The 19742-nt window shown below is 66.7% G+C and carries 18 protein-coding genes; 10 read left to right on the top strand and 8 right to left on the bottom strand.

Features of this window, described 5'->3' with window-relative positions:
* The first annotated feature begins 55 nt into the window (after window positions 1–55).
* From P9A17_RS08295 to P9A17_RS08285, 3 genes are read left to right on the top strand one after another with little or no spacing between them, the layout of a single operon-like run.
* On the top strand, window positions 56–823 hold the full coding sequence (locus P9A17_RS08295; protein ID WP_278038071.1) for a hypothetical protein: 768 nt from the start codon (window positions 56–58) through the stop codon (window positions 821–823).
* The gene (locus tag P9A17_RS08290; protein ID WP_278038070.1) at window positions 820–2928 is read left to right on the top strand and encodes an Rv1355c family protein; all 2109 of its coding nucleotides are present in this window, start codon (window positions 820–822) and stop codon (window positions 2926–2928) included. Before P9A17_RS08295 ends, P9A17_RS08290 begins: the two co-directional genes overlap by 4 nt.
* Before the next feature lie 16 nt (window positions 2929–2944).
* A complete protein-coding gene (locus tag P9A17_RS08285) occupies window positions 2945–4783 on the top strand; it encodes an EAL domain-containing protein (protein ID WP_278038069.1) in 1839 nt (612 codons plus the stop codon).
* Here P9A17_RS08285 and P9A17_RS08280 read toward each other — a convergent pair.
* Complete coding sequence (locus P9A17_RS08280) at window positions 4764–5603, bottom strand: hypothetical protein (RefSeq protein WP_278038068.1); 840 nt, start codon at window positions 5601–5603, stop codon at window positions 4764–4766. The genes P9A17_RS08285 and P9A17_RS08280 overlap by 20 nt on opposite strands.
* Window positions 5604–5945: 342 nt before the next feature.
* On the opposite strand from P9A17_RS08280, the gene P9A17_RS08275 reads away from it, so the two are divergent.
* Both P9A17_RS08275 and P9A17_RS08270 read left to right on the top strand, forming a co-directional pair.
* Complete coding sequence (locus P9A17_RS08275; protein WP_278038067.1) at window positions 5946–7178, top strand: acyl-CoA dehydrogenase family protein; 1233 nt, start codon at window positions 5946–5948, stop codon at window positions 7176–7178.
* Window positions 7179–8321 (top strand): acyl-CoA dehydrogenase family protein, encoded by a 1143-nt coding sequence (locus P9A17_RS08270; protein WP_278038066.1) that lies wholly within the window; start codon window positions 7179–7181, stop codon window positions 8319–8321. It abuts the gene before it with no gap.
* 3 nt (window positions 8322–8324) lie between these two features.
* Here P9A17_RS08270 and P9A17_RS08265 read toward each other — a convergent pair whose 3' ends face one another.
* The 3 genes from P9A17_RS08265 to P9A17_RS08255 all read right to left on the bottom strand — a co-directional run bounded on the left by P9A17_RS08265 (window position 8325) and on the right by P9A17_RS08255 (window position 11039).
* Entirely contained in the window at window positions 8325–9206 is an 882-nt protein-coding gene (locus P9A17_RS08265) for a universal stress protein (protein ID WP_278038065.1), read from the bottom strand.
* A 148-nt stretch (window positions 9207–9354) separates the two neighbouring features.
* A complete protein-coding gene (locus tag P9A17_RS08260) occupies window positions 9355–10467 on the bottom strand; it encodes a DUF1214 domain-containing protein (RefSeq protein WP_278038064.1) in 1113 nt (370 codons plus the stop codon).
* A complete protein-coding gene (locus tag P9A17_RS08255; protein WP_278038063.1) occupies window positions 10464–11039 on the bottom strand; it encodes a TetR/AcrR family transcriptional regulator in 576 nt (191 codons plus the stop codon). Before P9A17_RS08255 ends, P9A17_RS08260 begins: the two co-directional genes overlap by 4 nt.
* 28 nt (window positions 11040–11067) lie before the next feature.
* On the opposite strand from P9A17_RS08255, the gene P9A17_RS08250 reads away from it, so the two are divergent.
* Window positions 11068–12312 (top strand): sulfotransferase, encoded by a 1245-nt coding sequence (locus tag P9A17_RS08250; protein ID WP_278038062.1) that lies wholly within the window; start codon window positions 11068–11070, stop codon window positions 12310–12312.
* Here the strand turns inward: P9A17_RS08250 and P9A17_RS08245 are convergent.
* Window positions 12305–13084 carry an endonuclease/exonuclease/phosphatase family protein gene (locus tag P9A17_RS08245; protein WP_278038061.1) on the bottom strand — a complete coding sequence of 260 codons (780 nt, stop codon included), beginning with the start codon at window positions 13082–13084 and terminating at the stop codon, window positions 12305–12307. The two genes, P9A17_RS08250 and P9A17_RS08245, sit on opposite strands and share 8 nt — an antisense overlap.
* Window positions 13085–13131: 47 nt before the next feature.
* Here P9A17_RS08245 and P9A17_RS08240 point away from each other — a divergent pair, with 47 nt between their 5' ends.
* The 3 genes from P9A17_RS08240 (at window position 13132) to P9A17_RS08230 (ending at window position 14781) form a co-directional block, all read left to right on the top strand.
* Window positions 13132–13689 carry a hypothetical protein gene (locus tag P9A17_RS08240; protein ID WP_278038060.1) on the top strand — a complete coding sequence of 186 codons (558 nt, stop codon included), beginning with the start codon at window positions 13132–13134 and terminating at the stop codon, window positions 13687–13689.
* Between the two features lie 101 nt (window positions 13690–13790).
* Entirely contained in the window at window positions 13791–14015 is a 225-nt protein-coding gene (locus P9A17_RS08235) for a hypothetical protein (protein WP_278038059.1), read from the top strand.
* A gap of 88 nt (window positions 14016–14103) precedes the next feature.
* Window positions 14104–14781, top strand: a complete 678-nt coding sequence (locus P9A17_RS08230) for a Crp/Fnr family transcriptional regulator (protein ID WP_278038058.1) — start codon at window positions 14104–14106, stop codon at window positions 14779–14781.
* Here the strand turns inward: P9A17_RS08230 and P9A17_RS08225 are convergent.
* Entirely contained in the window at window positions 14778–16043 is a 1266-nt protein-coding gene (locus P9A17_RS08225; protein ID WP_278038057.1) for a sensor domain-containing diguanylate cyclase, read from the bottom strand. The two genes, P9A17_RS08230 and P9A17_RS08225, sit on opposite strands and share 4 nt — an antisense overlap.
* A 219-nt stretch (window positions 16044–16262) precedes the next feature.
* Between P9A17_RS08225 and P9A17_RS08220 the strand changes: the two genes are divergently transcribed.
* Complete coding sequence (locus tag P9A17_RS08220) at window positions 16263–17780, top strand: HNH endonuclease signature motif containing protein (RefSeq protein WP_278038056.1); 1518 nt, start codon at window positions 16263–16265, stop codon at window positions 17778–17780.
* A gap of 42 nt (window positions 17781–17822) precedes the next feature.
* Here the strand turns inward: P9A17_RS08220 and P9A17_RS08215 are convergent, their stop codons facing one another.
* Window positions 17823–19238, bottom strand: coding sequence for a carboxylesterase family protein (locus P9A17_RS08215; protein WP_278038055.1), 1416 nt, complete (start codon window positions 19236–19238; stop codon window positions 17823–17825).
* Window positions 19235–19741 (bottom strand): VOC family protein, encoded by a 507-nt coding sequence (locus P9A17_RS08210; RefSeq protein WP_278038054.1) that lies wholly within the window; start codon window positions 19739–19741, stop codon window positions 19235–19237. Before P9A17_RS08210 ends, P9A17_RS08215 begins: the two co-directional genes overlap by 4 nt.
* Window position 19742: the final 1 nt, after the last annotated feature.

Genomic DNA, 19742 nt, shown 5'->3' with positions numbered 1-19742 from the left:
GCAGATAACGGCGCCTTCCCCCACGAAGTACAGCCGCGATCGAAGGCTGGCCCTGATGAATGGACGAATAGTGACCCTCCCCGATTTTCGCTCCCCCACCCGAGATTTCGCGCCGTTAGCGACAAGCCCGAACTACTGGGACCCGACCATCGAATGCTCGATGGTCTATGCGACACCGTCCACCGAACCCGATCTGTGGAACGACTACGTGCAGGGCGCGTACACGAGCTATCGGAAGCACAACATCGACGTTGCCCTCGACGTCGACGCCCTGCGCAGTGGACACGACACCGCACTGTTCGCCGCATGCGTCAACAGGTCGGGAAAGGTGATCGGCGGCCTGCGTGCTCGAGGACCCTACGGCTCCGCCGACGAGTGCCACGCCGTCAAGGAATGGGACGGACAGCCCGGCCAGGACGCCGTGTACAAGATGGTCGCCGACCGTATCCCGTTCGGCGTCGCCGAGATGAAGACCGCCTGGGTCACCGACGACCCCGAAGAGGGCCGACGCGTCACCACAGCGATCGCCCGAACCCCGCTGCACGCGATGACGCTTCTCGATATCCAGTTCGTCGTAGCCACCGCCGCGTCGTACGTCCTCAAACGCTGGGTCACCTCCGGTGGCGTCCTCGCCTCCAAGATTCCTGCCACGCCGTACCCCGACAAGCGCTACGGCACCAGGCTGGCATGGTGGGATCGTGCGAACTTCGCGAACCACGCTGAACCCAGGCAGGTTTCAGCCTTCTTCGCCGAGCAACGCCAGATGGCCGCAACCATGGAACCGAGGAGAACACCTGTCGTGAGCGACGTAGCCACTCGATGACCGATGCCGATGCCCGCCACCGCGCAGTGCTTCTGGATGCCGCCGACCCGGCTGACGCGCAGGAGATCGCCCGGCTGAGAGCCGATACCGGGATCGAGTTCATCGACCGAATCGAAACCGCCGGCGCCGCGCGGTGGGCGTACTACCCGTGGCGCCGCGCGGTGGTCCGGGTGCTGGGGCCGGACGAGTTCCGGCGTGTGCGACTGGACAGGAATCGCTACCTCATCACCGATTCCGAACTGGACCACCTCGGTTCCTTGCGGATCGGCGTGGTCGGGCTCAGCGTGGGGCATGCGATCGCTCACGCACTCGCGGCGGAGGGGCTGTGTGGCGCCCTGCGTCTCGCCGACTTCGACGATCTCGAGCTGTCCAACCTCAACCGGGTCCCGGCGTCGGTCTTCGATCTCGGGGTGAACAAAGCCGTGGCGTGCGCGCGGCGCATCGCCGAGCTGGACCCGTACCTGCCTGTCGACGTCACCCCGTCGGGCATCACGGCCGAGTCCATCGACGAGTTCCTCGACGGGCTCGACATCGTCATCGAGGAGTGCGATTCGCTCGATGTGAAGGTGCAGGTTCGCGAGGGTGCGCGCAAGCGGCGGCTGCCCGTTCTGATGGCCACCAGCAGCGGCGGCCTGCTCGATGTCGAACGCTTCGACGAAGAACCCGACCGGCCGGTGTTCCACGGTCTGCTCGGAGATGTCGACGCCGGCCGACTGGCCCAACTCAGCGCCAAGGAGAAGGTGCCGCACGTCCTGAGGGTGATCGACGCCGCCCTGCTCCGTCCCCGCATGCAGGCCTCGTTGATCGAGGTCGGCAAGACGTTGTCGACATGGCCACAACTGTCCTCGGAGGTCGCGGTCGGGGCGGCGACGGTCGCTGAAGCTGTGCGACGGATCGGGCTCGGCGAAGCGCTGCCCTCAGGCCGGGTGCGGGTCGACCTCCCCGCGATCCTCGACGGCATCCGCGACCCGGCGGGCGCCGCGCAGGCGCCGGATCGACCCGCAGACGCCACCACCGCATCAGCCCTACCGGTGTCCGGTGACGCCATCGCCGCGGTGGCCGCAGCGGCCGGCCGAGCGCCGTCGGGCGGCAACAGTCAGCCCTGGAGCTTCGAGTCCGACGACGAATCATTGACGATCCGGCTCGACCCCGACCTCACGTCCGCCATGGACGTCGGTTACCGCGGCAGCGCCGTCGCCATCGGGGCTGCCACCTTCAACGCACGGATCGCCGCCGCCGCCCACGGCCTGACCGCGAAGGTCGACTTTCGCGAGGGCGACGGACCCTCGCCGCTGACCGCGGTGATCCACACGAGCGCCGGCGGCGACAGTGGCAACGACGGCGACGGCGGGGACCTCGCGCAGCGCTACGAGGCGATGCTGCGTCGCGAGACGAATCGCCACGTGGGAAGTCGAGTGCCGATCACCCCCGAGGTGGTTGCCTCGCTGACACGCATCGCCGAGCACGAGGGCGCACGGCTTCGGCTGATCACCTCCAGCGCCGAGATCGGCAGCGTCGCATCGATACTGGGCGAGGCCGATCGGATCAGGTACCTGACTCCGCTGCTGCACTCGGAGATGATCAGCGAGCTTCGCTGGCCAGGAGATGCGCGACCCGACACGGGAATCGATGTCAGGAGCCTCGAGCTCGATAATGCCGACGTCGCGTTTCTCGACATCCTCCGGAGCCCGACGGTGATGGCCAACCTGGCCGCGTGGGACGCCGGCTCGGCACTGGGCGAGATCACCCACTCGGCGCTGCGTGCCGCTGCCGGCGTCGCCGTCGTCTCCGTGACAGGCGGTTCGCTCGCCGACTATGCGCGCGGAGGATCCGCCCTCGAGGCGGTGTGGATCGCTGCGCAGGAACAGAATTTGGCGGTACAACCTATCTCACCCGCGTTCCTGTACGCGCGGGAGCCTCGCGAACTCGACGCGCTGTCGCCGGCATTCTCGCGGCGCCTCGGCAACCTGCAATACTCTCTCGAAAGGTTCTTTGACATCGAATCGGATGAGTCGCTGATCCTGATCCTCAGGCTCTGCCGCGCACCCCGACCCTCGGTGCCGAGCCGGCGCCGACAAGTGCCCGGTCCTCCGGCATCGAACTGAAGCAGGACGGAGGTCAGTGTCCGAAAGTCTGGATCTCGTGGTCACTTCGGTGGCGACCCGTCTCATGGGTGTCGAGGCAGCAACCTACGTTGAGGCGAGCCAGCAGGTCCTGGCCGATCTCGGCCGGTATTTCGACGTCGATGCGAGCTTCCTGCGTCGCAACGATCATTCGATCCGAGCTTCGGTACTGGTGGCGGATTGGCCTCTTCGGCCCGGGGTGCCCGATCCGGATCCGCTGGGTGTCGTCTATTTCGCCGACGCGGATCCTGTCTTCGCCATGGCGGAACATCAGAAGGAGCCGGTGGTCATCCGCCCGGAACCGGCCACCGACGAATACCAGCAGACGATCAAGGAGAGCAGGCAGACTCCCGAGATTTCGATGGCCTGCGTGCCGTTGCTGTCTGGCGAGATCACCTCCGGGGTGATCGGCTTCATCAAGTTCGGCGACCGCGACTGGACCGACGCCGAACTCAACGCGCTCAAGGCGATCGCCTCGTTGTTCGCCCAGGCGCAGGCTCGGGTGCAGGCCGAGGAGAAGTTGCGCTACCTCGCCGAGCACGACGACCTGACCGGCCTCTACAACCGCCGGGCCTTGCTGGCGCATCTCGACGAGAGACTCGCCGAAGGTCGACCGGGGCCGGTGTCGGCACTGTTCTTCGACCTCGACCGGCTCAAGGCGATCAACGACTATCTCGGGCACACGGCGGGCGACTGGTTCATCCGCGTGCTCGCCGAACGACTGCGCAGGGGTGCCGAAACTCCGAACCTGATCGCCCGGTTGGGCGGCGACGAGTTCGTCGTCGTGCCGACGCTGCCGATGGACAGCGACGCGGCCATGGAACTCGCCGGCCATCTGCAGGCGGCCCTTCGCGAGCGCGTGTCCATCGACGGTGAAATGTTGACACGCACGGTGAGTATCGGTGTCGCGGTGGGCATCCCGGGAGTCGACAGCACCTCCGATCTGCTCCGCCGCGCCGACCAAGCTGTGCTGGCCGCGAAAAGCTCCGGCGGCAACACGATTTCGGCCTTCACCGACGACATGTCGCGGAAGAACGAGTTCAACAACGACATCGAGCTTCATCTGCAAAGCGTCATCGAGAACGGGGCGCTGCTGCTGCACTACCTTCCCGAGGTCGACATGCGCACCGGGGACATCCTGGCCGCCGAGGCGCTGGTCCGCTGGCAGCATCCCACCCGCGGACTCCTGTCCCCCGAATCGTTCATCGGCGTCGCCGAGTCGATCAATCTCGCCGGCGAGCTGGGCCGGTGGGTGATGCGCACGGCGTGTTCGGATTTCGCGGCCTGGCGGTCTCGCGGCATCGCGAAGGACGCGATCATGCGGATCAACGTCTCACCGGTGCAACTCGTCACCGACGATTTCGTGGAAACCGTCGCGAGCATCATCGACGAGTTCGGCCTCGACCACGGATCGGTCTGCCTGGAGATCACGGAGAGCGTCGTGGTGCAGGACATCGAGACGACCCGGGTGACGCTCAACAGACTCAAGGAAGCCGGTGTGCGGATCGCCATCGACGACTTCGGCACGGGTTACAGCGCGCTGTCGCACCTGAAGTCGTTGCCGGTCGACACGCTGAAGATCGACAAGAGTTTCGTCCTGCAGCTGGGATCCGACCCGGGTGATCTCGCCATCGTGCGCGCCATCATCGCGCTCGCCGAAGCTTTCGGGCTGGAGTTGGTCGCCGAGGGTGTGGAAACCGACGCGGCCGCGCTCACGCTGCTGCGCCACGGTTGTCATCGGGCGCAGGGCTTCCTGCTGTCGCGCCCGATCGCCGGCGCGGCGATGGAGTCGTTGTTCGCGAAAGGGCGGATCCCCGTCAGCTTTTCGAAGCCGTGAGTTCACCCGGGCGGCCAGCGACATCGGCGACCGCGCCGTCTTCGGTCAGCAGTTCCACGCGCCCGAACCGGCTCGCTTCCTTACCGACCAGCGCGACGGTCAGGGCGGTGCCGTCCGGAGAACGCACAGTGGCGCTCTGCCCGGCGTCAGGTGTGTTCCTGCAGATCAGCACTCCGTGCCGCGCGCGGATGGTCATGGGACCCCGGTCGGTCGTGAACACCGCCCCGACCACCACACCTTCGTCGAAGACCAGTCCGTCGAAATGTGTCACGGGCTCCGGCGTCAGGTCGCGCTCGTGTGCTTCTGCGATCAGCCACTCGCGTACCGATCCGATCGGACGGGACGGGTCCGGAGTCATCGACCCGATCTCGGCGATCTTGAGCAGGTTGCCGTCGCCGCAGTCGACCGTCGGTGATCTCCAGTCGGTCACCTGGGTGTAGAGGTAGCCGGTCGGCGACGGTATGCACGTGGCCGCCCACTCTCGTAACCGCCAACCCTCATACGGGGGAATCGGGCGGCGCCGGGCCGGGACGGGTTCACCGGCGCGACGCACCGGCAGGTCGGCATCGGCCTGGGTGAGCGCCGCCACGTCGATGTCGCTCGTCAATTCGCGGAGATACTCGAGCGTTCCCGCGTCGCCGGGCACAGAGAACCAGCTTCGCTGAGGGCGGCCGGGAGCCCGGTACCCGGGCGGTGGCAGCTCGGCGATGAAGACCTCACCGTCTTCGTCGACCGCCGAGATCGCCGTCGCGAGGCCACCGACACCGCTGTCGGTGCACACGACGTCGACTTCGTCGTCCCATTCGAACTCACAGGACAAGGTGTTTCTGCCTCGCAATTTGGGGTGGATTAGCCGGAGCGGAACCCGCTCGGCCGCTAAAGGCTATGACATGGCCGATAGACAACCAAACCGACGATGCATTTCAGGGTCGCCACAGCCGTGATGGGTTCTGAGGGGATTTGCCATCACGAACTGTGGCAACCGATGAAAAACCTACCACCGGTGCCGGAACGCCCACGGCGCGACGTTCTGCCGGTCGCACGCACCGCGACACCCCCCCGCCACGACGACCGATTCGCCCCACGGAATCGCACCCACATACCTTCCACTTAACTAACTAGGTTTACTGTGTGTGTACCGTGCGGCGGAAAGGAGACATCGATGGATCTGGAGTGGTCGAAGACCGACCTCGAGTTCCGTGACGAGGTTCGGGCCTTTTTCGACGACAAGCTCACCCCGGAGCTCCGGCGTGCCGGCCAGCTGATGACCAGCGTGTACGCCGATCATGACGCCAGCATGGAATGGCAGCGGATCCTGCACGAGCGGGGTTGGGCGGCGCCGGCATGGCCGGTGGCCCACGGCGGCTGCAACTGGAGCCTGACGCAGCACTACATCTTCAGCAGGGAATCGACCCTGGCCGGCGCGCCGTCGCTCTCCCCGATGGGCATCAGGATGGTCGCGCACGCGATCATCAAGTTCGGCACCGACGAGCAAAAGAAGTACTTCTTGCCGCGGATCCTCACCGGTGAGGTCTTCTTCTGCCAGGGCTACTCCGAACCGGAGGCGGGCTCCGATCTGGCCGCACTGTCGATGGCCGCGCGCGACGACGGCGACGACCTCGTCTGCACCGGCAGCAAAATCTGGACCACGCACGCCCAGGAAGCCAACTGGATCTTCGCGCTGGTGCGCACCACCCGCTCCGACAAGAAGCAGCGGGGCATCACGTTCATCCTCATCGACATGTCCGCACCGGGCATCGAGATCCGGCCACTGGTCATGACCTCCGGTGAGGAGGTGCAGAACCAGGTTTTCTTCGACGACGTACGGGTGCCCAAGTCCAACGTCATCGGCCAGATCGACGACGGCTGGACGGTCGCGAAGTATCTGCTGGAGTTCGAACGCGGCGGCGGCGCCGTCGCCCCGGCACTGCAGGTGATGGCCGAGAACATCGCGGCCGTCGCCGCCGACCAACCCGGTCCCGACGGCGGCCGCCTCCTCGACGACCCGGCGTTCGCCCGCAAGCTTGCCGACGCGCGCATGCGCACCGAGGTGCTCGAGATCCTGGAGTACCAGGTGCTGGCGGTCGTCGCCGAAGGCGGCAACCCGGGTGCGAAATCGTCGATGCTCAAGGTGCTGGGCACCGAATTGAGCCAGGCGATCACCGAACTCGCGATGGAGGCGGCAGGCCCCCGCGGGCGGGTGTATCAACCCCACGCGACGTTCCCCGGCGGCCCCATCGCCGATTTCGAGCCGCCCGCCGGTGACTACGTCAGCGGCGAGCCGTGGCAGGCCGTCGCCCCCCTGAGGTACTTCAACGATCGCGCCGGCTCGATCTACGCCGGCAGCAACGAAATCCAGCGCAACATCCTCGCCAAAGCCGCATTGGGACTCTAAATGGACTTCAAGCTCAACGACGAACAAACGCTGCTGCGCGACGGCCTGACCCGATTCCTCGCGACCCGTTACGACCTCGAAAAGAGCCGTGCCGCAGCGAAAACCGGGGCCGGCTGGCAGCCCGAGATCTGGCGGGCGTTCGCCGAAGACCTCGGCATTCTGGGCGCGGCGCTTCCCGAGGAGGCCGGCGGCATCGGCGGCGGCCCGGTGGAGATGATGCTGATCGCCGAGGCCCTGGGACATGCCCTGGTGGTCGAGCCGTACGTCGACACCGCCGTGGTGGCGGCCGGTCTGTTGCGCCGCGCCGGCGGGGATACCGCGTCCGCTCTGCTCGAGAAGATCGTCGAGGGCACCGCCCTGGTGTCCCTGGCCGCCACCGAGCCCACCTCGGGCGAGTTCTGGCAGGACGTGGCCACCGAGGCCGTCCGTGACGGCGACGACTGGGTGCTGACCGGCGAGAAGATCGTCTCCGCCGCGACCCCGCTCGCCGGCCACGTGCTGATCACCGCACGCACCTCGGGCGAGCGCGCCGACACCGACGGGATCTCGCTGTTCCTCGTCGACATCGCGTCCGCACCAACGGGTATCGAGCTCCGCAACTACCGAACCATCGACGACCGGCGCGCATCCGACATCACGCTGCAGGGTCTGCTGCTGCCGGCTACGGCGCTGCTCGGCGACGAGGGCGGCGCGTGGCCGTCGATCGCGAAGGCCCGCGACGAGGGTGCCGCGGCAGTCAGCGCCGAGGCCGTCGGATGCATGCGCCGCGTGCTCGCCGACACGGTCGAGTACTGCAAGCAGCGCCAGCAGTTCGGGCAGCCGATCGGGAGCTTCCAGGTGCTGCAGCACCGGATGGTCGACATGTACATGGAGGTCGAACAGGCCGCGGCGGCAGTGCTTTTGGCGATCCTCAAGCTCGACGAGGATGACGCCACTCGCGCGCAGGCGGTGTCGACAGCCAAGGCGACGGTGGGTCGGGCCGCTCAGTTCGTCGGCCAGCAGGCGGTGCAGTTGCACGGCGGGATGGGCATGACCGAAGAGCTCGCCATCGGCCACTACTTCAAAAGGCTGACGGCCCTGCAGTTCGAATTCGGGTCAACCGACCATCACGTCACGCGGTACGGCCGGCTGACAACGCGATAGACGTCACGCCGTCCTCGCGACGATGACGGGCGTTCGCGCCGACTGGACGACCTGCGACCCGACCGAGCCGAGCAGCATGCCGGCGAACCCACCCCTGCCGTGGCTGCCGACCACCAGCAGTTGCGCTCGTTCGGATTCGTCGAGCAGCCGGCGGGCCGGCTGGTCGCGGCACACCACCCGCGCCACCGTCACATCCGGGTAGCGTTCCTGCCAGCCCGCCAACCGTTCGGCGAGAAGCAAGTCTTCCTCGGGCTGAATCTCCGCCCAGCCCGCCTCGGGCAGCGCGTATCCCGCGTCGCTCCAGGTGTGCACCGCGACCAGGTCGACTCCGCGACGCGACGCCTGGTCGAAAGCGATGGCGGTGGCGTGCTCCGAGGCGGGCGAACCGTCGATGCCGACGACGACAGGCGCGTCGGCCGGATGCGGGATCAACGGGTCCTCGTCATGGATCACCGCGACGGGGCAGTGCGCGTGCTGGACCAGTCCGGTGCTGACCGAGCCGAGCAGGCGCCGCTCCCACTTCCCCAGTCCCCTGCTGCCGACGACGAGCAGGTCGGCGTTCTTCGACAGGTCGGAAAGTGTCGGCACGGGCTGTCCGGAAACGACCTTTTCGGTGATCTCCGGCAGCCCGGTGGCCGCCGCGTCGACGACGGCGCGTGCGTCGGCGAGAATCCTTGTCGCTTCTCGCTTTTCGTCTTCGTAGAACGCAGAAGGCAGTGGGACCTGGATCCAGGACTGCACGGCGGCGCTGGGCAGGACGTGCACCAGTGTCAGCGGCGCCCTCCGCATCGCGGCGTCGCGGGCGCCCCAGTCGACCGCCACTCTCGATGCTGCCGACCCGTCTACTCCGACGACGACGCCAAGCGGTGCTGATTGGGTGGACATCATGGGCCTCCTCACCGGGACGGCACTCCGGTGATTCCGGCGCCTTTGCCGTCCGACAGTTCCAAGCTATCGCCGCCCGGCGGTGCGGGACAGAGGCAGCAGTCCCTCGGGGGTGGGACGAAAGTCCTTTCGCGTGGTGGCGTGGAGCTCAGCCCACCGCCGTCGGGGCGTCGCCGACCTTGACCAGGGTGACTTCGGGCCGGGCGGGTACCTCATCGGCCAGGAACCAGCGGAACGCGAGGTTCCCTCGCGGATAATTCAGCGTCGTCAGCGAATTGGGATGGCTCGTCATCCCGCGGGAGACGACCACCGTCACCGACCCGTCGCTGTTGGGTACCGCTGTGGAGCCGTTGACCGAGCTCCGCGCGTCGAACACCCCTGGGACCGCCATGAATTGGTTCCAGACGACGAGGTTCCAGAACCGGCACGTCGGTGGCCGGTGCGTGATCACCAGCGCTTCGTCGTCGGCGAGGTCGAAACTGCCGTAGGCGTAACAGGCGTCGCGCGCCGACCACCCGAAGTTGGCGTCCGGCACCTGGTACGGCTCCGCGAAATCGTTGGCCGACATCGCGGTTTCGTGGCCGAGGTTGTGCGCGTCGGTGTTCTTCACACCGACGGCCAGCGGCAGGATCGCGAACATCGTGCGCAGCCAGGCGGCGCTGGCCCGCAACGCCGCCGCGGTCTCGGCCTCGCCGTGCCGGAACGGCTCCGGCGGATCGAGAGCCTCGATCGTCCAGGTCACCGGACGGCCCACCAGCGGATCGGCCTGGTAGTCCCGCGTCATCAACACCGCGGCGTCGGGTTCGGGTCCGAACTCGAAGGTGAAGTTGCCGTCCTCGTCGATGTCGAGGTCGTCGTCGCGCAGGATCGCGACAATCCGGTCCGACCAGGCGCCCGGCGAAGGCTCGTTGTACGCGGTCACCGAAAAATAGACGCTGTCACCGCGATTGCCGCTGATCCGGTAGCGCCGCGCCGGGTCGACGGGGCACATGTAGTAGATGGCGTCGGTGTTGTCGCCGCCCCACCGCCGATCCGGGCGGAACGGCGAGTTGACCTCGAGCCATCGCGGCCGGCTGGGGTCGGCGAACAGATAGGTGTCGAGCGCGACCCCGAGCGTCGTCGCGATCATCCGGTAGCCGTCAGCGACGTGGCGATCGTCGGTGACCGCCTTCGGTCCGGTCATGAACGACTCGTCGAGACCGCGTAGCGTATCGAGCAGTTCACGCCATGCGTCCGTCGCCTCGTGGGTTTCGGCGGTCATGCACTGATTCCTTTCGTGATGAGCCTGGCGGTGTGGTCGATCCATGTCTCGTCGACGTTCGCACCGCGAGTGATCAACGCCAGCAATGTCATTCCGGCAACGGCCTCGGCGAGGTCGGATGCGGTGACATCGTCGCGGACCGCACCGCGCGTGATCGCGTCCCGGAGATAGTCGCTGAGCTCGCGCACGAGGATGTCGCCGAATCGTTCCAGCAGCGCGGAGTGCAGTGTCGGGTCGGACGCCATCTCGCCGATGAGTCCTGGCAGCGCTGCACGAGCCGCAGGTGTGCTGAGCACGGCCAGGGTGCGCCGAATCATCTCGCGCACATCGCCTTCCAGCGTGCCGGTGGCAGGGATCTCAGTGGTGGCGTTGATGGGGAACACCGCCTCGTGCACCAGGTGCGCCTTGCTCCGCCACCTCCGGTAGATCGCCGGCTTGCTGGTGCCGGCCCGTGCTGCGACGACCTCGAGCGACAGATCAGCGTAGGAGGACTCGCCGAGCAGCGCGACCGTCGCGCGGAGCACCGCGTCGTCGATCGCCCGATTTCGGGGGCGTCCAACGTCTGTTCTCATTACGATACTCAGAGTAACATAACCTGCCGTGACGGATATCGCAGACGGCGTGATCTACCTCGACGACCTCTCGGAACCTCGATACAGCGCTGAGGCACAACAACTTCGGCAGTTGATGGCGTCCCTGGCGGCCGACTGCCCGCTGGACGCCGACGTGCTGCACACACGAGCGCGCGAGGCGACGGGGCTCGACGACTTCGGACCCGACGACTACCGCGAACGGCTCGACCTCTACCTGGCGGAGCTCGGTGAGATAGACATGCACGAACCGGGAATCGTGAACTTCCACGCGCAACTCGTGCAGTGGCTGAAGAATCGCCTCCTTCTCACCGACCTGCTGGCGCGCCATCCCGAGATCGACGACATCGAACTCGCCCCACCGGTCATCATCGCGGGTCTCCCGCGGTCCGGCACCACGCATCTGCACAACCTGCTGGCCGCCGCCCCCACCTTCCGCAGCCTCCCGTACTGGGAGAGCGTCGAACCGTTCCCCCTGCCCAGCGAGAGCGGTATGGACCCGGACCCCAGAATCGGGCGGATGGACATCGCCGTCCAGACAATGGACCTGCTGATGCCGCATTTCGCGTTGATGCACGAGATGACCACCGACCACGTCCACGAAGAGATTCAGTTATTGGCCAACGACTTCTCGACGATGTTGATGGAGACGCTGGCACACGTTCCCCGCTGGACGGAGTACTACTGGAACCGCGACCAGACGCCGACGTATGAGTATCTGGTCACCCAGCTCAAGGCATTGCAGTTCCTTCGCGGCGGCGGGCGATGGGTGCTGAAGTCACCGCAACACCTCGGTGAGCTCACCGTTCTCAATCAGGTCGTACCGAACGCCAGTGTGGTGTTCACACACCGAGATCCGGTCCCCGTCGCGTTGTCGATGATCGCGATGGTGACCTACTCGGGTCGGATGCACCTCGACAAGGTCGACGTCCCCACGGTGGCGGCCGCCTGGGTCGACCGGCTGGAGAAGCTGCTCGGCGCGGTGGTCCGGGACCGCGACACCGTTTCCGCCGACAGGTCGATCGACGTGCGCTTCGACGACTTCATGAACGACGAGATGGGAGTCGCCGAGTCCGTGTTCACACTCACCGGCGACCCCTTCGACGGGCCTGAGCGATCAGCCATCGCCGACTATCTCGACAGCCACCGCCGTGGGCGGCACGGCCGCGTCCACACCTCGGCGGAGATGTTCGGCCTCGACACCGCTGAACTGCGAGAACGCTTCGCGCCCTACACATCTCGCTTTCTCAGCTGAGCGAGCCGCCCGCGCGCTCAATCCGAACCGCCAGCGGCCGGTGGTCGGAGACGGGCAGCTCGGGCGTCTCCCAGGAGTAGGCGGCCAACGAAGGATCATCGGTGAGCACATGGTCGAGCTGGCGCGACGGGCGGTCGGAGGGGAAGGTCGCCGCCGACGCAAGCGGTCGAAGGCGGGACCATCGCCGGACGGCGGCAGCCGACATGTTGAGGTCGCCCGTGACGATCCGCGGCCACGGCAGGCCGCGGGCATCGCGCATCAACCTGCGCAGTTGCAGGCGGTTCCAGACCGGGACGAAGGACAGATGGGTGTTGATGACGGTCATCTCTCCCATCGGTGTGTCGAACCGGCCGATCACCGCGGCCCTGGGCTCCTCGTCGACGATCACGATCTTGCCCGGCTCGCGCAGATAGAGAGGAAAGCGGAACGGGATGCGCGGCAGCCGCGACACCTGCCAGCTCAGCGCGGGATAACGCGACAACAGCGCCACGCCGTACGCAGCCGTCCCCGGCTGCTCCTCCCCCGTCGCGGCCATCCAGGTGGCGCCGGGGGTCCCGGCGATCGCCGCGACGAAGCGGTGGCTGCGCGCCCCCATGGCTTCCGCCGCCAGCGCGGTCAGATCCGCCAGGCCCGACCTGGCCTGTATCGAGTCCACTTCCTGCAGCGCAAGGATGTCGGCATCCAGCGCTCTGACACATTCGACGAAGCGGTCCAGGTTCACCCCGTCACCGGGCGTGCGCCCGTGCAGGATGTTGAAGGTCACCAACTTCATGGGTACCCAACTACCCACCCTGAGACAGAAACCAACGGCGGTATTACATGTCCCACGAAGATCTGCGTGACGCGCTGAAGCGGGCCGCGTCGGCCCTCAACGCCGACGGCCCACCGTTCGCCCTGGCCGGCAGCTATGCGCTGTGGGTGCACGGCGCACCCGAACCGGTCCACGACGTCGACTTCGTCGTGGCCGAGCAGGACGTCGAGGCGGCGGCGGCCACCTTGTCCAAGGCGGGCTTCGACATCCGGCGTCCACCGGAGGAGTGGCTCTTCAAGGCCGCGCTCACCGTGGACGGTCCCGTTGTCGTGGACGTCCTGCACAAGATCAACCAGGTACCGGTCGATGCCTCGCTCATCGAGACCGCCGAGATCCAGGACGTCCTCGCCCTCGCCGTTCCAGTGCTCTCGCCGACCCAGGTCGTCACCCAGAAGCTGCGTGCGCTGCACGAGCACCACTGTGATTTCGCCGCCCTGCTTCCCGCGGTACGGGCTGTGCGCGAACAGCTCGACTGGGCGGAGCTGCGTCGCAACACCTCCGAGAACCCGTTCGCGACAGCCTTCCTCTCGCTGTGCGAAAGCCTTGGCATCAGCGAAAAGCGTTGACACCCAAGCCCACAATCCAGCGGCACGACTAATTCGCTTGCGTGGCACGGGGAGCCGGGGTCACGATGGGAAGGTCATGCAGGTGATCTAGGGGGCTGGAAATGGCGCGTTATCACAAGGGAGACAAAGTAACCGCGCAGCGAACGATCGAGGACATCGACGTTCCCGTCGTTCCGGAAGGCGCGGAGGGCACAGTGGTGACGACAACGGTATTCGGGCGACCCAAGCATGTGGCGTTTGCTGTGTCCGACGGTTGGGGGCTCAAGCGTTTCCAGGCCAGGGTGCGTCCCAGCGACGTCCGGCGGGCTCGCGCCATCGACGAGTAGCTGCTAATTTACGGATGCTCTTGACCGTGTAATACGCACAGCCTGTGGAGGCGGCTCCGGATCAAGCGCGTGAGCCGGAGAGGGCAGTGTGAACGACGTATTGGCGCGGGCGGCCATCTTTCAGGGCGTGGACCCCGAGGCTGTGGCGGCACTGAGCAGCCAATTGCAGGAGGTTTCCTTTCGCCGCGGCCACAAGGTGTTCACCGAGGGCGAGCTGGGCGACCGGCTCTACATCATCACTGCGGGCACGGTGAAGGTCGGCTGCACTGCGCCCGACGGCCGCGAGAGCCTGCTGACGCTGATGGGCCCGGGGGATATGTTCGGTGAGCTCGCGATTTTCGATCCCGGGCCACGCACGTCGACGGTGACCACGCTGTCGCCGCTGCAGGCCGTCACGATGGACCGTGATGCGCTGCGCTATTGGATCGCCCGGCGTCCGGAGATCGCCGAACAGCTCCTGCGGGTGCTGGCGCGCAGGCTGCGCCGCACCAACGACACGCTCAGCGATCTGATCTTCACCGATGTTCCCGGTCGCGTCGCCAAGCAGCTCCTCGATCTCGCGCGCAGATTCGGCACCCAGCAGGGCACATCGCTGCGCGTCGATCACGGGCTCACGCAGGAGGAGCTCGCGCAGCTCGCGGGCTCGTCTCGCGAGACGATCAACAAGGCCCTGTCCGAGTTCTCCCAGCGCGGCTGGATCGAGCAAATGGGCAAGACGACCATCATCCACGATCCCGCACGGCTGGCCCGACGCGCGCGTCGTTAGCCCGCCGGGCCTTCTTCGAAGCGTGCGGTCTTCGCCCTGCCCCGGGCCTTGGCCTGATACATCGCAGCATCGGCGTCCCGGAACACCTCGGCGATGTTGCGTGAATCGTCGGCTGTGACCGTCGTGATCCCGATGCTCGCGCCGATCAGCAGCGTCAGCGGGCCCAGCACGATGTCCTCACCGAGCGCATCGTGCAGTCGGGAGGCCATCGCCTCCAACTCGGTATCCGCGATCGGGCCGAGAAGCAGGAAGACGAACTCGTCGCCGCCCATCCGCGCGACGAGATCCTGAGGTCGTGCGACGGAGCGCATCCGGTGCGCGACGTTGCGCAATACATCGTCACCGATGGGGTGCCCGTAACTGTCGTTGATGACCTTCAGCCGGTCGAGGTCGATGAACAACACCGCGGAGAGCCGGCCCGCTCCCGTGTCGGCAAGCATCGCCGCGGCCTTGTCGAGCGCGTGTCCCCGATTCGGCAGGCCGGTCAGCCAGTCGTGGGTCGCATCATGCAGCAGTTGCTTGCGGGCAGCGTGATGCTCCGTGATGTCGGTGAAGGACAACAACACTCGCGATGTCTGCGGGTTGTCCGGATCCATCAGGCAGCCGTGCCCGGTGACCCATACGCGCGAGTCGTCGAGCCGGTCGACGCCGACCACCTGGCCGCCGACGTCCTGCCCGGTCGCCACAATCCGTCTGAGCGGGTGCGATTTCGCGGTGATCGGCTCACCATGGGCGTCGTACATCAGCAGATCCACACCGCGACTGCTGTGGTGCATGCCGACGAGGGCGTCGGCTCCGCTGTGCAGGATTTCGCGTGCGGCCTTGTTGGTGAACTCGAACCGGCCGTGGTGGCCCATGATGACCACGCCGACGTGGAGAAGATCAAGGACAGCGCGCATCCGCTGTTCGGCGATGTCGGTGGCGTTCACGATCTCGGTGAAGGTGAGCTCGTAGGTGCGCACTTCGTCGCGGATGCGCAGGGTCGTCTGCGCACGGACCGTGAGGACGCTGCCGTCGCCGCACCGAAGTGACAGTTCACAAGTCGGCAACACGTCCTCATCCGCCTGCAGAGTTGCCAGACTTTCGCGCACGATGGCTCCCGACGTCCCCGCTACGACGTCGTCGATCGGGCGGCCGACGAACTCCGTCCCGAGGGCTCGTGTCGCCGCCGGGTTCGCATACTGCACGGACCGCCCATCGTGGATGACCACCGGAACCAGACTTCGGTCCAGGAACCGCCGGTACTCGGCCTCAGCGATCACGGGAACGGCTGGGTCGTCACAAGGTCCCTCCGAACGCTCATCGCCGAGCAGCGTTGACTGAGCCACCTCCCCGCGGCCTGAAGGGTCAGGCTAACAAGGCCGATGCCCTGGGGTGGTCATGTCGGACAAGTCGCTGGTGAGGGGATCTGGCGGCACGCACGCTGACCACCAGCCTGCGATGCGCGCGGAATTACGCTGACCCGATTTGTCGGTGGTCGAATGTATGTTCGAAGAATGTCGACCGGGGAGCTGCAGGCCAAGGTTGCCGCGCTGCGCTCTGCATACGCCGACGTGGCGGCTTGCGAAGTCGATCTGTTGACTCGGCACGAACTGGTCTCTGCCCTCGATGAACTCGAGGTTCTCGGCTGTCAGTTGCCGTCGGTGAGTCACCGACTGCTGGCGCGGCTGCAGGTGGAGTCGACCCCGCAGCAGATGGGCGCCAAGTCGTGGAAAGAGGTGCTGTCGGTGCGATGGCGCATCTCCACTTCCGAGGCCCATCGCCGCCTATCTGAGGCGTCGGTGTTGGCGCCGCGCCAACCGATCACCGGGCCCGCCCTGCCGCCGGTGCTGCATGCGACGGCGGTGGCCGCGGCCCAAGGGTTGATCAACGCTGAACACGTCACCGTGATCCGCAAAGCGGTGGCCAAGTTGCCGGGTTTCGTCGACACGGTCACCCGGGAGCAGTTCGAAGTCACACTCGTGCGGGCTGCGGTCGGCAACGGACCCAAAGAGGTCAAAGAGTCCGCGGAGTTGATGCTGTTCCTGCTCGATCAGGACGGCCCTGCACCCGACGACACCGAGCGTGGCCGTCGGCGAGGCGTCACGATGGGCACGCAGAAGCCTGACGGCACGACGGATCTGACCGCGACGTTGACCCCGGAACTGCGAGCAATGGTAGAAGTGCTGTTCGCCAAGTACGCCGCCCCCGGGATGTGTAACCCCGACGATCCCGAACCGTGTACCTCGGGCACACCGACACAAGAGCAGATCGACAACGATCACCGCACCCTGTTCCAGCGCCAGCACGACGCCTTGACCGCGGTCCTGCGGATCGCGTTGATGAGTGGCGGGCTCGGCCAACTCAACGGGCTGCCGGTCACCGTCATCATCCGAACCACGCTGCAGGATCTGGAATCCCGCGCCGGGGTCGGGGTCACCGGGGGTGGCACGAAGCTGCCGATCGCCGAAGTAGTGCGCATGGCCGGCCACTCGAACTGTCAGCTCGCCGTGTTCGACAAAGCCACCGGCTCCGCCCTGGACTTGTTCCGGGCACGACGGGTCGCGTCACCGGCGCAGCGGATCATGCTGATCGCCCGCGACGGCGGCTGCACCAAACCCGGCTGCACCATCGGCGCCTACGGCTCACAAGCCCATCACGTCGTCACCGATTGGATCAAAGGCGGCAACACCAACGTCGACGAACTCGGCCTGGCCTGCGGGTCCGACAACCGCAGCGTCACCGACGGCGGCTGGACCACCACCATGAACGACCAGCATGAGGTCGAATGGATTCCCCCCGAACCCTTGGACACCGGGCAAGCCAGGGTCAACAACTACCACGTTCCCGAACGCCTCCTGCGCCCCGAAGATCCAGAACCCCCAGCCGACAACACCATTGACGACCCTGCCGAGCCCACCGATGGCGGTAAGGCAGCCGACGAGGAAGCAGGCCAGATACAGAGCGACGACCCCGGCGAACCCGGCGGCCCCGCACCACCCGACAACCAAGTGGCGTGACCGCCGCACACCTTCACACAGCGCAGCCGGACCGGACGTCGCCTATCCGTAGGCGGGATAGCGGCCCTCCCAGATGGCGAGCTGCGCAACACGATGTTCGCGGGCGATTCCTGTCTCGGACCCGAGCAGCATCGTCGCGCCGCCGGCACCGTCGTAGCGTTCCCACGGCGCTCCCCCGCGGATGAACTCCACCCAGAGGTCTTGAACCGCATCCGACATGTCGCGCGCAGCCTCGTCGTCACCGGCCAGTGCCCGCGCCGCGTCAAGGTTTCCGAAGAGCAGAGGCAGGCACGAATCGTGGCACGCGCCGAAACCTGGCCGCGGAGAGGGCCATTGCAGTTCGTAACGGAACACGGCATTGCCGCGCCCGGCGTGCGCCCGCACGAATTGCTCGGTCGGTGCGGTGAAGTGGTAGTCGGTGACCATTGCGCTGGCGACATCGCGAAGCGTCTGTTGGCCTGCACGGTACATCGCCACGACCGAGTCGGCGTCATGACGATCCCCGGCAAGCGCGTGCGCCCTGTCCCGCACGTACTGCTCGGTGAAGACCTCGTCGTCGAGAGCCGCGTCGAAGATCCGCCACTCGTCGCGCGTCGTCCCTGCGAGGATGGGGATCGTCGAAGTGTGCTGGGCCAGCAACGGATGCTCGGCGATCACGTCACCGTCGATGCAGGGATGGAAAGGGCCCTGCGGCGGCACGAACCCGCTGTCGATGCGGCGTTGCGCAGCAAGGACTTCCTCGACGCTTGCCTCGCCAGTGAGGGTGCCGAGTTGCCGGGCAACCGCTGAGGACGCCGCCGTGGACCGGACGCGTTCCAAGCCGCCGCTCTGCAGGATCGCACGGTCGAAGAGATCGCACCCGCCGGCGAGCAGGGCCGAGATCGCGATCGCACCGGAGGACTGTCCCGCCACCGTGATGGCGCCGGGGTCGCCGCCGAACGCGGCGATCTGCTCGCGCACCCACTGCAGCGCGTGGCGCTGGTCCCGCAACGTCAAATTGGTGGAGTCTGCCCCGAGCTGCCCCGGTACGTAGAGCGCACCCAGCGCACCGAGCCGGAAATTCATTGTCACGACGACGATGTCGCCCCGGCGCGCGAGACGCGCACCATCGAGCAGCGGCGCGGATCCGTGCCCCTGCGTCTGCCCGCCACCGTGCAGGAAGACCAGCACGGGTCGGTCGTGGTCATCGACCGCGGGCGTCCAGATGTTGAGCGTGAGGCAGTCCTCGCTCATCGACAGGCCACGCTTGGCGAGCCGCTCCGGCGAGATGTCCTGGGGTGCAATGGCACCGAACTCGATCGAGTCCCGCACACCGACCCACGAGGGCGGAGGCTGGGGCGGCCGCCAACGGTTCGGTCCCGTCGGCGGTGCGGCGTACGGCACACCGCGGAACGCGACGATGCCCTGGCTCGCATCGCCGCGCAGCGCTCCGTACGAGGTGTGCGCAACGGTGGTCACGGGCGCTCGGTCAACGGGTACGCCGCCCCCATCTCGCCGCTGAGCACCCGCGTCATGAAGTCGCGGCCTTTGAAGCTCACGACCTCGACGCGAAGCCCACTCGCCGGATCGCGCAGGAACGCGACGCCGGCACCGATGCGCTCCAATTCCCAACCTTTGCTCTGCAATCGGGCGGTTTCGTCGCGCCAGCGCTGTGCGTAGAAGCCGACGTGATGGATGCCACCGAGCTTCGGTTCGGCGAAGATGGAATCGGCTGCAGCGACGACTTCGATCAGTTCCAGGTACGACGGGCCGGACATCGAGAATGCGATGCGCACCGGCTGGTCGTCGGCCGACCCGTCCGCGCGGGTAAATCCGCTGCGCATCTCGAACGGTGGGGCCCACGTGATCTGCAGGGACCTGCCGAGTGTCTGCATGGCAGCTGACAGATCCGGGACGACGTGGCCGACGTGGTAGACGTTGTCGAAGGCCGCTGCGGCGAGCGTGTTGAGTGTCGGGTCCATG

Source organism: Mycobacterium sp. 236(2023), from assembly GCF_029623955.1.
Classification (GTDB): domain Bacteria; phylum Actinomycetota; class Actinomycetes; order Mycobacteriales; family Mycobacteriaceae; genus Mycobacterium.
Note: the sequence above shows the minus strand (reverse complement) of the source record. Positions and strands in the feature narration are given on the sequence as shown.